12 protein-coding genes are annotated in these 11,356 nt (G+C 58.4%); 8 read left to right on the top strand and 4 right to left on the bottom strand.

Annotated features, from left to right (window positions below; translation table 11 throughout):
• From AC1DSG_RS21280 to AC1DSG_RS21270, 3 genes are all read right to left on the bottom strand, one after another.
• The coding region (locus AC1DSG_RS21280) for a DUF6124 family protein (RefSeq protein ID WP_477792653.1) at positions 1 to 267 on the bottom strand (267 nt) is incomplete at its 3' end.
• Between the two features lie 565 nt (positions 268 to 832).
• On the bottom strand, positions 833 to 1,048 hold the full coding sequence (locus AC1DSG_RS21275; protein ID WP_477792652.1) for a DUF4287 domain-containing protein: 216 nt from the start codon (positions 1,046 to 1,048) through the stop codon (positions 833 to 835).
• A gap of 75 nt (positions 1,049 to 1,123) precedes the next feature.
• On the bottom strand, positions 1,124 to 2,008 hold the full coding sequence (locus AC1DSG_RS21270) for a LysR family transcriptional regulator (RefSeq protein WP_477792651.1): 885 nt from the start codon (positions 2,006 to 2,008) through the stop codon (positions 1,124 to 1,126).
• 121 nt (positions 2,009 to 2,129) lie between these two features.
• Here AC1DSG_RS21270 and AC1DSG_RS21265 point away from each other — a divergent pair, with 121 nt between their 5' ends.
• Both AC1DSG_RS21265 and AC1DSG_RS21260 read left to right on the top strand, forming a co-directional pair.
• On the top strand, positions 2,130 to 3,794 hold the full coding sequence (locus tag AC1DSG_RS21265) for a GMC family oxidoreductase (protein ID WP_477792650.1): 1,665 nt from the start codon (positions 2,130 to 2,132) through the stop codon (positions 3,792 to 3,794).
• A 142-nt stretch (positions 3,795 to 3,936) separates the two neighbouring features.
• Entirely contained in the window at positions 3,937 to 5,559 is a 1,623-nt protein-coding gene (locus AC1DSG_RS21260) for an MFS transporter (RefSeq protein ID WP_477792649.1), read from the top strand.
• A gap of 53 nt (positions 5,560 to 5,612) precedes the next feature.
• Here AC1DSG_RS21260 and AC1DSG_RS21255 read toward each other — a convergent pair whose 3' ends face one another.
• Positions 5,613 to 5,981, bottom strand: a complete 369-nt coding sequence (locus tag AC1DSG_RS21255; RefSeq protein WP_477792648.1) for a DUF427 domain-containing protein — start codon at positions 5,979 to 5,981, stop codon at positions 5,613 to 5,615.
• Positions 5,982 to 6,262: 281 nt separating this feature from the next.
• On the opposite strand from AC1DSG_RS21255, the gene AC1DSG_RS21250 reads away from it, so the two are divergent.
• From AC1DSG_RS21250 to AC1DSG_RS21225, 6 genes are all read left to right on the top strand, one after another.
• The gene (locus tag AC1DSG_RS21250; RefSeq protein ID WP_477792647.1) at positions 6,263 to 8,212 is read left to right on the top strand and encodes a DNA topoisomerase III; all 1,950 of its coding nucleotides are present in this window, start codon (positions 6,263 to 6,265) and stop codon (positions 8,210 to 8,212) included.
• Positions 8,213 to 8,449: 237 nt separating this feature from the next.
• Positions 8,450 to 9,079, top strand: a complete 630-nt coding sequence (locus AC1DSG_RS21245) for a glutathione S-transferase family protein (RefSeq protein WP_477792646.1) — start codon at positions 8,450 to 8,452, stop codon at positions 9,077 to 9,079.
• 50 nt (positions 9,080 to 9,129) lie between these two features.
• Positions 9,130 to 9,633, top strand: coding sequence for a GNAT family N-acetyltransferase (locus tag AC1DSG_RS21240; protein WP_477792645.1), 504 nt, complete (start codon positions 9,130 to 9,132; stop codon positions 9,631 to 9,633).
• Between the two features lie 145 nt (positions 9,634 to 9,778).
• On the top strand, positions 9,779 to 9,931 hold the full coding sequence (locus AC1DSG_RS21235; RefSeq protein ID WP_007946257.1) for a hypothetical protein: 153 nt from the start codon (positions 9,779 to 9,781) through the stop codon (positions 9,929 to 9,931).
• A gap of 221 nt (positions 9,932 to 10,152) precedes the next feature.
• Complete coding sequence (locus AC1DSG_RS21230; RefSeq protein WP_477792644.1) at positions 10,153 to 10,482, top strand: hypothetical protein; 330 nt, start codon at positions 10,153 to 10,155, stop codon at positions 10,480 to 10,482.
• Between the two features lie 320 nt (positions 10,483 to 10,802).
• Positions 10,803 to 11,222 (top strand): organic hydroperoxide resistance protein, encoded by a 420-nt coding sequence (locus AC1DSG_RS21225; RefSeq protein ID WP_477792643.1) that lies wholly within the window; start codon positions 10,803 to 10,805, stop codon positions 11,220 to 11,222.
• The last annotated feature ends 134 nt before the right edge of the window (positions 11,223 to 11,356 follow it).

The following is an 11,356-nucleotide window of genomic DNA, read 5'->3' as shown; positions in this document are numbered from 1 at the left end:
GTTCTCCAATAACGCCGCGAAATTGCTGAGCATGGTGGTGGCCGAGCCCAGTGATTCGCTGGCGTTGGCCAGCAGGGATTCGGTGTCGTACTTCGGGTTGGCGAGGAACATGGGTTCGGGTTCGTTAGTGCTGGCCATGATATGGGCCGCCGGGTTGAGGTAGTGATCGAGGGCGCGTTCGGCGRCTTCGTGGAATTTTTTGGAATCGAGGGATTCGTAGGGCGATGCCGGATCGGTTTGCGGTGGGTTGGGTGTTGGTTTGATCATGGTGAAACTCCTGATTGTTCATTAGGAGCTACCCGCATCACTTGCAGATGATGGGTGGCAGCTATGTGCGGGTCTGCAAGACCGGGAAACCAGGAACCCGGCAGACCGAGGTCTCCCGCACAAAGCCGCCATTTAGCGGACATAAACAAGCGTCCGTTGTCAGGGCTATGCGACTGGTATTCCGGCGGGCTTGCAGACCCGATCACTGATGAGCAGTGACAGGAATCAAGTTACTGGCGGGCACCTGGACGCACAAGCCGGCGGATTCTGTCTTACCTGTAGGCGATGACGCAAGGCGTTGTAGCCTTTGGGTGGTAACAGGATGCCTCGTTTAAACAGACAACATTCTTGCTGTTTAATCGCCAGCAAAAGGGAAGGAAATCTCGCGTTGCGTCAGTTAAATGAAATCTATGTGGGAGCGGGCTTGCCCGCGAAAGCGGTGTGTCAGCCACCATCCATGTTGAATGTGCTACCGCCATCGCGAGCAGGCTCGCTCCCACAGGGTTTTGTGTTTTATCTGATACATATCGGGAGAGCATGAACATGCCCTGCCCGCCCTGCTCAGTCACTTCTTGTTGGCTGCTAAATAATGCCCAACCAAAGCATTGGCATGGCCATGTCCCATACCGTGTTCAGTCTTCAGCCAGGCCACCATTTCCATATGCTTCTTGCCGCTTAGTGTTCCGAGCAAATCCAGCCAGTGGCTGATGGGCTGACCGTACTTTTTTTCAATTGAAGGGAAGTACGACGCGGGTCCTTTTACTTTTGTCTCTTCGCTCATGCTGCAAGCCCCCTCTATCGCGACGGAGTGTCGGATAACGCTCCTTGTCGTCTCCAATAGATTGGACGCCAATCGCTATCCCAGCAATAACCCCTGCTCCGCTTCACACAACCCCACCACGTAATCCCAGACCACCCGCAGCCTGACCGATTTGTGCAGTTCGCGCCGGGTGCTGATCCAGTAGCTGCGCTGGATACTTTCATCCGGCAACAATGGCACCAGATCCGGGTCAGCATTCGCCATGTAGCACGGCAATACGGCGATGCCCAACCCGGAACGCGCGGCCTGTTGCTGGGCGATGACGCTGGTGCTGTGGAACACCACGCGAGGATTACGACAGAAGTTGTTGAGGAACATCAGTTCCTGGCTGAACAGCAAGTCGTCGACGTAGCCGATCCAGGCATGCCGACCGAGGTCTTCGCGGCTGTGCAACGGTGGGGAGCGGTCGAGATAGGCCTGGCTGGCGTAGAGCCCCAGGCGATAGTCGGTGAGTTTGCGCGTGACCAGCATGTCGGCGGCCGGGCGTTCGAGGTGGATGCTGATTTCGGCTTCGCGGTTGAGGATGCTGACGAAGCGCGGCACCGCCACCAGTTCCACTTCCAGTCCCGGATAGCGATCGAACAAGCCATTCATACGGCTGGCGAGGAACATGACGCCCAGTCCTTCCGTCACGCCGACGCGAATCTTGCCCAGCGGCGCGGTGGATTGGGTGATTTCTTCCTGGGYCAGCAACGCGACGTTTTCCATGGCTTCGGCGTGTTTGAGCAGGGCTTCGCCGGCCGGGGTCATTTCATAACCCTGAGCATGCTGGACGAACAGCGCCGTGCCGAGGCTCTTTTCAATCGCTTCGATGTGCCGGGCGACCGTGGCGTGGGTGGTGTTCAAACGGCGGGCAGCGGTGAGCAGTCGCCCGCTGCGCTGCAACTCGAGAAAAAACCGCAGGTCATTCCAGTCGAACATGATCCGTCMTTGAGGCAAAGCTGTTTAAAAACGCACAGCGGTTGCGCAAAAACTAACATTCTTTTATCGAAAGCTAACAACTAGGATGACCGACAACAAGAACAACAATACGAGGTCAGGGATGCAGACTTCCCTAGATGAGTTCGACTACATCGTGGTCGGGGCCGGGCCGGCCGGTTGTTTGCTGGCCAATCGACTGTCGGCCAACCCGCAACACCGGGTGCTGCTGCTCGAAGCCGGTGGCCGCGATAACTACGCGTGGATTCACATCCCCGTGGGTTACCTGTTCTGCATCGGCAATCCGCGCACCGACTGGTGCTTCAAGACCCAGGCACAAGCCGGCCTGCAAGGTCGTACCCTGAGTTACCCCCGCGGCAAGGTGCTCGGCGGCTGTTCTTCAATCAACGGCATGATCTACATGCGTGGCCAGGCGGGCGACTACGATGGCTGGGCCGCGGACGGCAATCCGGGCTGGGGCTGGAACGACGTGTTGCCGCTGTTCAAAAAGAGCGAAAACCATTTTGCCGGCAACTCCGAATTTCACGGTGCCAGCGGCGACTGGCGGGTCGAGCGTCAGCGGTTGTCGTGGCCGATTCTCGACGCCTTTCGCAGCGCCGCCGAGCAAAGCGGCATCGCCAACATCGATGATTTCAACCAGGGCGATAACGAAGGCTGCGGCTACTTTCAGGTCAATCAAAAGGCTGGGGGCCGCTGGAACGCGGCCAAGGCGTTTCTCAAACCAATCCGCCACCGCGCCAATCTCACCGTGCTGACCGATGTCGAAGTCGACCGCGTGTTGCTCGACAACGGTCGCGCCTCAGCGGTCATTACACGCTGGCAAGGTCAGGCGAGAACCTTCAAGGCGCGCAAGGAAATCGTCTTGTGTGCCGGCTCCGTCGGCTCACCGGGCATCCTCCAGCGCTCCGGAATCGGCCCTCGCCCGCTGCTGCAAAAACTGGGGATCGGCGTGACCCATGAGCTGTCTGGGGTGGGCGGCAATCTGCAGGATCATCTGCAACTGCGGCTGATCTACAAACTGGAAAATGCCCGCACGCTGAACCAGATTGCCGGCAGTGTCTGGGGCAAGATGGGCATGGGCTTGCGCTACCTGTATGACCGCAGCGGCCCGCTGTCCATGGCGCCGAGTCAACTGGGGGCCTTCGCTCGCTCAGGACCGGAACAGACCTCGGCCAATCTCGAATACCACGTGCAGCCGTTGTCGCTGGAACGCTTCGGCGAACCGTTGCACCCCTTCCCCGCCTTTACCGCCTCGGTCTGCGATCTACGGCCGCAAAGCCGTGGCCGGGTGGACATTTGTTCCGCCGACCCGCTGTCAGCGCCGCAGATCCAACCCAACTATTTGAGCCACCCGGAGGACTTGCGCGTCGCCGCCGACGCCATTCGCCTGACCCGTCGCATTGTCGCCGCACCAGCYTTGCACGCCTTCAACCCGGTCGAGTACTTGCCCGGTGCGCGCTTGCAGACCGAAGAAGAATTGCACGAAGCCGCCGCACAGATCGGCACCACCATTTTCCATCCGGTCGGCACCTGCCGGATGGGCAATGACGCGGATGCGGTGGTGGATGCCGAGTTGCGGGTCCACGGCATTCCTGGCTTGCGCATCGCTGACGCCTCGATCATGCCGCGCATCACCTCGGGCAATACCTGCTCACCGACGTTGATGATTGCTGAAAAAGCGGCGCAACTAATACTCGAAACCACCGCCAACACCACCAACCCTGTGGGAGCGAGCCTGCTCGCGAAAGCGGTGGATCTGCAACATTGACGTCGATTGACACGCCGCATTCGCGAGCAGGCTCGCTCCCACAGGAGGATTGCAGCTGATTCGAAGGCATTGAGCTTCACCCCAACCAGGAACACGCAACACCAGTGGAACAACAAAAACAATCACTGAGAGGGATACCGAAATGTCAGAACATGTTCAGCCTCTGGATGCCGTGCCGGTCGAGGCGATCAGCCAAGACACCCGCAAAGTCATCTTCGCCTCATCGCTCGGGACGGTCTTCGAGTGGTACGACTTTTTCCTCTATGGCGCCCTCGCGGCGGTGATCAGCAAACAGTTTTTTGCCGGGGTCAACGACACCACGGCGTTCATTTTTGCGTTGATGGCCTTCGCGGCGGGCTTCGTGGTGAGGCCCTTCGGCGCCCTGGTCTTCGGACGCCTGGGAGACATGATCGGACGTAAATACACCTTCCTCGCGACCATCGTGCTCATGGGCCTGGCAACCTTCTGCGTCGGCTTGCTGCCAACCTACGCGAGCATCGGCATCGCCGCGCCGATCATCCTTGTGGTGCTGCGCATGCTTCAGGGCCTGGCCCTGGGCGGTGAATACGGCGGCGCTGCCACCTATGTCGCAGAACACGCACCGATGGGTAAACGCGGTTTCCACACCAGCTGGATTCAGTCCACGGCGACCCTCGGCCTGTTGCTGTCGCTACTGGTGGTGCTCGGTTGCCGCTACTTCACCGGCGATCAGTTCGAAGTCTGGGGCTGGCGCATTCCGTTTCTGTTTTCGATCATTCTGCTGGGCATCTCGACCTGGATTCGCCTGAGCCTGCACGAATCGCCGGCCTTCGTGAAAATGAAAGCCGAAGGCAAACTCTGCAAGTCACCGCTGCGCGATTCTTTCGGCAAGTGGGAAAACCTCAAAGTCGTTTTGATTGCCCTGTTCAGCATCAACGCCGGGCAAGCGGTGACCTTTTACGCCGCGCAGTTTTACGTGCTGTTTTTCCTCACCCAATTCCTCAAGATGGACCCGGCCCTGGCCAACGGCCTGCTGATCGTCAGCGTGATCATCGGCGCGCCGTTCTTCATCTTCTTTGGCTGGCTGTCGGACAAGGTCGGGCGCAAACCAATACTGATGATCGGCCTGCTACTGGCCACCGCGCTGTACTTCCCGATCTTCAAATCCCTGGCGCATTACGCCAACCCGGCCATTGACCAGGCCAGCCGCCAGGCGCCTATTACCGTGTTGGCCGACCCGGCAACGTGCACATTCCAGTTCGACCCGGTGGGCAAGGCGAAATTTGATAGCCCGTGCGACAAGGTCAAAACCTTTCTGGTCAAGCAAGGCTTGCCTTACGCCAGCGCCGCCGCACCCGCTGGCAGTGGCGTGCAGGTCAGTGTCGGTGACGTGACGCTGGAAGGCTTCGACGAAGCAGCCCTGCGTGGCGCAGTGACCCTCGCTGGCTATCCGTCAAAGGCTGACATGCAACAAATCAACAAACCGATGATCGTCGCGCTGATCGTGATCCTGATCATCATTTCGGCCATGTGCTACGGCCCGCTGGCGGCGTTGATGGTCGAGCTGTTCCCGACGCGCATCCGCTACACCTCGATGTCACTGCCCTATCACATCGGCAATGGCTGGTTTGGCGGGTTCCTGCCGACCGTGTCGTTTGCGTTGGTGGTCTACACAGGCGACATCTTTTACGGGCTCTGGTACCCGGTAGTGATTACCGCGGTGAGCCTGGTGGTGGGGATGATCTGTTTGCGTGAGACCAAGAACGTCGATCTCGATAAAAACTGACGGGAAGTTGTGGCGAGGGGCTCCCCTCGCCACAAACCTTGGGAAAACGACCCTCAGACCTCGACGTCGAGTAGCTCGAACTTCACCTGATCCGGGTAGAACGCCACATATTCGCGTATCTGCTCAACGGACACCTTGGGGTCTTCATAACTCCAAACCGCATTCGCGCCTTCATGCCCCGAGACTTGCAAACTGAAATAGCTGGCATCGCCCTTATAGGGGCAATAGCTGGTGTGGTCAGTGCGGGCGAAATACTTTTCGTCGATGTCCTCTCGCGGCACGTAGTACACCGGTGGGTAATTGGCTTCCAACAGCACCAGTGCGCGCGCGGACGCGGCCACCTGAATGCCATGAAACTTCACCAGCAGGCAGCCCGGCTGCTCGGCGATGGTAATGACAGGACTAGGAGCGGAGCTTTTCATGGAATACGTTCCTCATGACGGTGATAAACCTGTGGGAGCGTGCGGTGCGGCGATCCGACTTGCCCGCGATGGGTCGCGCAGCGGCCCCAACACCCGAGACCACATCTGTCAGGTATAACCCAAAATTCGTCATGTCCACGGCCTCGCAGCCGAACGGGTCATTTGATTACAGCAAACATACGCAATATCTTTGCTGTACATCCATACAGATAAAGATTGATCGATTGCTCATCACCGGCCATTCTGTGCGCCTCTTGCAAACTTGATGAACGATGGTGGTTATGCGGCTGTACCTCTGTGAAAAACCTTCCCAGGCCAAAGACATTGCGGCCGTGCTCGGCGCCAAGCGTCGGGGCGATGGCTGCTGGTTGGGAACAGACGTCACGGTGACCTGGTGCATCGGCCATTTGCTTGAAACTGCACCGCCGGACGCCTACGACGCGCGCTACAAACGCTGGGTACTGGCGGACCTGCCGATCATTCCCGAAAAATGGAAGATGACCGTCAAGCCGCGCACGGCCAGTCAGTACAAAGCCGTCAAACGCTTGCTCGGCGAGGCCGATGAGCTGGTAATCGCCACCGACGCCGACCGTGAGGGCGAGATGATCGCCCGCGAACTGGTGGAACACTGCCGTTATCGCGGGCCGATCCGCCGGTTGTGGCTGTCAGCGCTGGACGATGCGTCAATCCGCAAGGCACTGGCGGCGCTCAAACCGGGGGCCGAGACCTTCAGCCTTTATCATTCGGCGTTGGGCCGCTCCCGGGCCGACTGGCTGATCGGGATGAATATGAGCCGGTTGTTTACCCTGCTGGGGCGTCAGTCCGGTTACCAGGGCGTGCTGCCGGTGGGTCGGGTGCAGACGCCGACGTTGCGGCTGGTGGTGGATCGTGATCGCAGCATTGCCGATTTTGTCCCTGTGGCTTATTGGGCCATCGACGTGCAGCTGTTACACGAAGGCACGGCGTTCACCGCACAGTGGCGCGCGGCATCCGATGCTTGCGACGATCAGGATCGCTGCCTGAATCAGTCCCTGGCGCAAGTCGCGGCGCAGGCGATTGGCAACGCCGCGAGTGCACGGGTGATCAAGCTGCGCACCGAGCGCATGCGTGAAGTGGCGCCCTTACCCTTCGATCTGGGCACCTTGCAGGAAGTCTGCTCGAAAAAGCTCGGGCTCGGCGCCCAGGAAACCCTTGATATCGCCCAGGCGCTCTACGAAACCCACAAGGTCATCACCTACCCGCGCAGCGATTGCGGTTTTCTGCCATTGAGTCAGCACAGCGAAGCCCCAGACATTCTCGCCGCACTGCGCCAGGCCGATCCGTCCCTGAACGCGCTGAACGATCACCTGGAACCACAACGGCGCTCACCGGCCTGGAACGATGCCAAGGTCACCGCTCACCACGGCATCATCCCGACGGCGGCGGCAAAGAATCTGGATCGACTGGTGGGCAAACAGCGGGCGGTCTACACGCTGATCCGCGCCCGTTATCTGGCGCAATTCCTGCCCAATCATGAATACGACCGCACCCAGGCCGACTTCAACTGTGCCGGTGAAGCCTTGCGCGCCGTCGGCAAGCAGATCGTCGAGCCCGGCTGGAAACGTGCCCTGCCGGAAGCCCTCGCCCCCGCCAAGGGCCGTGAGGCGCCCGCGCCACAAACCCTGCCGGCATTGGCCGAAGGGCTCGATTGCGCAGTCGCCGACGTGAAGCTCAAGGACCTCTGGACGCAGCCACCCAAACCGTTCACCGAAGGCGACCTGATCAAGGCCATGAAGAACGTGGCTAAACTGGTGGAAGATCCGCTGCTCAAGCAGAAGCTCAAGGACACCACCGGCATTGGCACCGAGGCGACACGCGCCTCGATCATCCAGGGCCTGCTCGACCGTGGTTATCTGATCAAAAACGGCAAGGCATTGGCCGCCACCCCGGCGGCCTTCAGCCTGATCGACGCTGTGCCACGCGCGATTGCCGACCCCGGCACCACCGCGATCTGGGAACAGGCATTGGACATGGTGCAGAGTGGCGAAATGAGCCTGGAAGAGTTCGTCACCAAACAGGCGGCGTGGATGAGCAAACAAGTCGCCCGTTGCGCCGGCCTGAGCCTGACCATCAGCGGGCCGGCCAGCCCCGCCGGGCATGGCGCCGCCCCGTGGAAAAACAAACGCAAACCGGCAAAACGCAAACCCTCGACGGGCAGCAAACGCGCCGCGAAACCGGCAAGCAAGGCTTGATGGCACTTCAAATGAACCAAGATGGTCTATTGTTCTTCAAGCTTGGCGACCGCCTGTTTCTGAAAAGACATCGCAGCCTCGTTTCACTCGACAGCTACTACAAATCCCCTCAACCAGCTCTGACTCACCACCTTCCCCGTAGCAGCTGACGAGCAACGCGAGGCTGCGTCTGGGATTTGCCTGACAAAACGCGATTGCCCGGTGAGGTTCAAGACGGTAACTACAGGAATCTTATTTATGATCATCGTGCATCACCTGAACAATTCCCGCTCCCAGCGCATTCTCTGGCTGCTCGAAGAACTGGCCATTCCTTACGAGCTGAAACGGTATCAGCGCGACCCGAAAACCAATCTCGCGCCGCCGGAACTGAAAGCGATCAATTCGCTGGGAAAATCGCCGGTCATTGAAGACGGAACGCAGACGCTGATCGAGTCCGCGGCGATCATCGACTACCTGATTCGCCGTCATGGCCAGGGGCGCCTGCAACCCGATCCCTCTACACCCGCCTACGATTCATACATCCAGTGGCTGCACTTCGCCGAAGGCTCGGCCATGTTGCCGCTGATGTTGAACCTGTATGTCGGACGGCTGGGTGAAGCCGGTGCACCGCTGCACCCGCGCATCAATTCGGAAGTGGCCAATTACCTTGGCTACCTCGACACTGCACTGAGCCAGTCCGATTATCTGCTCGGTGATGAGTTCAGTGCCGCAGATATCCAGATGAGCTTCATTGGCGAGATCGCCAGAGTCCAGGGCAAGCTGGGCAACTACCCTCATGTAACAGCCTGGATCGATCGTTTCCAGGCGCGCCCGGCTTACATTGCCGCATTGAAGACAGGCGGGAAGTACGACTTCGCGCCGCACTGAGTGATCCTGACCGGGCCACGGACGGCCCTGCGCGATCTGGAGCGCCTCAAATGCCTTCGATAGAACTGCACGCCGCACAGCGCGACGACCTCGATACTCTCGAAAACCTGATGCAGTTCTACGTGTACGACTTCAGCGAATGGCTGCCACTGAAATTGGGTGAACATGGTTTTTTCAGTATCCAGCCCAAACCGGAGTACTGGCGTAGCCCTGCGACCCGGCCGTTTCTGATCAGGGTGGACGGTGAGCTGGCCGGTTTCGTAACCGTGGATGACGACACCCACTTCGAGGGTGCCGAGTACAACATTGGCTACTTTTTTGTCAGTCGGCGCTTCCGTGGCCAAGGTGTCGCGAAGTTTGTCGTTTCCACCCTCTTGAGCCAATTCCCCGGTCAATGGCAGATTTTCCACATCGATGCGAACCCGCCTGCACGGCGGTTCTGGGCCAAAGTGATGCCTGATCTCGCAGGCGATCAATTCACCCTGCATCAGCGGCCAGTAGACAGTTATCCCTGCACCTTCTACCGCTTCCAAAGCCCGCCGCCGTCGCCCTGACAGGCGCGTCGCGGCGTCCATTTTTCATTCCAATCCGTTTTGTCAGACAATATGTAGTGTCTGAAAATAATCACTACATAATGGTTGACGCCTTCGATTTGCCCTTGCATGATGCAGACATCTCCCCGATCGGGAGTACCGCAACATGTTTGAGCAAGCTCGTCTGACCGCCGAGCTGTTTTTCCCGGATACACGCTGCCCACAAGGCAGATTGAAGAAGCTGACCTGGCCCGAACGTCCAGTACAAGGACGAGAAGCGCTGGCGATCAATCCTCATGAAGCTTGTGGCCGACCCTGAAAAGTCGGCAGTGGCCTCCAGGTATTCGCTGCTTCTCTTCGTTGTGACGCTAACGCGTAGCAGTTATTCAACACGACTACATGCAACAGATGCGGGATCCCGTTGAATTCGACGGCCAACCGCTGACGTCCTGGTTTCGGTGCCAGGGATCAACTAACCGATGGGCTACTTGTATTAGCGACTCAACTTAAAAAAATTACCAAATGGTCAAGGGGCATATTATGAATCTGAACAATCAACCTACTATCGATGAACTGGCTCGTATGTTCGCGGCGCAAAAAGACAGCCTCGACAGCCACATTCTGTGGATCAGCAAATCGGGCCAGGTTCATATCGACTGCCTGTCGCCTCACGCTCATGAAGCGGAGTTCGACCAGAACAACCAGAACCTGCTCGCCCGACTGAAGATGTACCGTCGTGGCCAGGGCTATGTCGGCAAGAAAGCCGCAGCCGACAAGGACTTCATCGGTAATGTTCTGCAAACGCTGAAACAGGCTTGGGCATCGATGCAGAACCAGAACGAAGTTCGGGTGATTGATCGGCTCTACTAATGAAGTGACGGCAGACCTGCCTCACTCATAAAAAACGCTTCACGGAAAACCGGGAAAGACGTTCTTGATCTTAATGAAAAAGAACTCGCTTTCCCGGTTTTCGTTTGCTTGCTGAATAAACTCTCGTGCAGGTTTGAATGACGACCAGCAGATTTGTATCGATCTGTATGTTCGGCGCAGTTCTTACACAGCGTTACACAACGGCCGGTTCAAGACACATACGCACGACATGCGGGTGCAAAAGTGGGCTTCGTCGCAAGGGCTTCCCAGAACCCTGCGGCTTGAATGATGAAGCCCCCTACCCTGAGCAGGAACCTGCCATGATCAATCAAATCGATACTGTGCTGTACACCGGGAAAACCCACACCACTGGCGGCCGTGACGGCCAGTCAAAAAGCTCGGATGGGCGTCTGGACATCAAGCTGTCCCCACCCGGCTCCTCTGGGAGTGGCACCAATCCGGAACAGCTACTGGGGGCAGGTTGGTCGGCCTGTTTTATCGGTGCAATGGGTAAAGCGGCGGTTGCGTTGAAGGTGACTCTACCGAGCGACGTTGCCGTGGATACCGAAATCGACCTGGGCAAGACCGACAACGCTTTTTTCCTCCAGGCACGCCTCAATGTCAGCCTTCCGGGCCTTGATCCGGTGGTCGCCCGCGCGGTCGTGGATGCCGCCCATCAAACCTGCCCGTATTCCAAGGCGACCCGTGGCAACATCGATGTCGAGATCAATCTGGTTTGATCCGGCCCGCGCTGACAGCCTGCCTTTTGGAGCAGGCTGTACCGTTAGTATGTTTGCGTCCTGCGGCTTTTTTGCCAGGATCAAATCGGTCTAAAAAGCGCGCTTTACACCGGGCGAGCTTTGCTATTCTGAAG

The organism is Pseudomonas sp. P5_A12 (assembly GCF_056400685.1).
This window is presented reverse-complemented; position numbering and strand designations above follow the sequence as displayed.

Bases quoted from the DNA above. Each gene is read 5' to 3' on its own strand.
- AC1DSG_RS21275 (WP_477792652.1), bottom strand. From the start codon at position 1,048: ATGAGCGAAGAGACAAAAGTAAAAGGACCCGCGTCGTACTTCCCTTCA.
- AC1DSG_RS21260 (WP_477792649.1), top strand. From the start codon at position 3,937: ATGTCAGAACATGTTCAGCCTCTGGATGCCGTGCCGGTCGAGGCGATC.
- AC1DSG_RS21255 (WP_477792648.1), bottom strand. From the start codon at position 5,981: ATGAAAAGCTCCGCTCCTAGTCCTGTCATTACCATCGCCGAGCAGCCG.
- AC1DSG_RS21250 (WP_477792647.1), top strand. From the start codon at position 6,263: ATGCGGCTGTACCTCTGTGAAAAACCTTCCCAGGCCAAAGACATTGCG.
- AC1DSG_RS21245 (WP_477792646.1), top strand. From the start codon at position 8,450: ATGATCATCGTGCATCACCTGAACAATTCCCGCTCCCAGCGCATTCTC.
- AC1DSG_RS21240 (WP_477792645.1), top strand. From the start codon at position 9,130: ATGCCTTCGATAGAACTGCACGCCGCACAGCGCGACGACCTCGATACT.
- AC1DSG_RS21235 (WP_007946257.1), top strand. From the start codon at position 9,779: ATGTTTGAGCAAGCTCGTCTGACCGCCGAGCTGTTTTTCCCGGATACA.
- AC1DSG_RS21230 (WP_477792644.1), top strand. From the start codon at position 10,153: ATGAATCTGAACAATCAACCTACTATCGATGAACTGGCTCGTATGTTC.
- AC1DSG_RS21225 (WP_477792643.1), top strand. From the start codon at position 10,803: ATGATCAATCAAATCGATACTGTGCTGTACACCGGGAAAACCCACACC.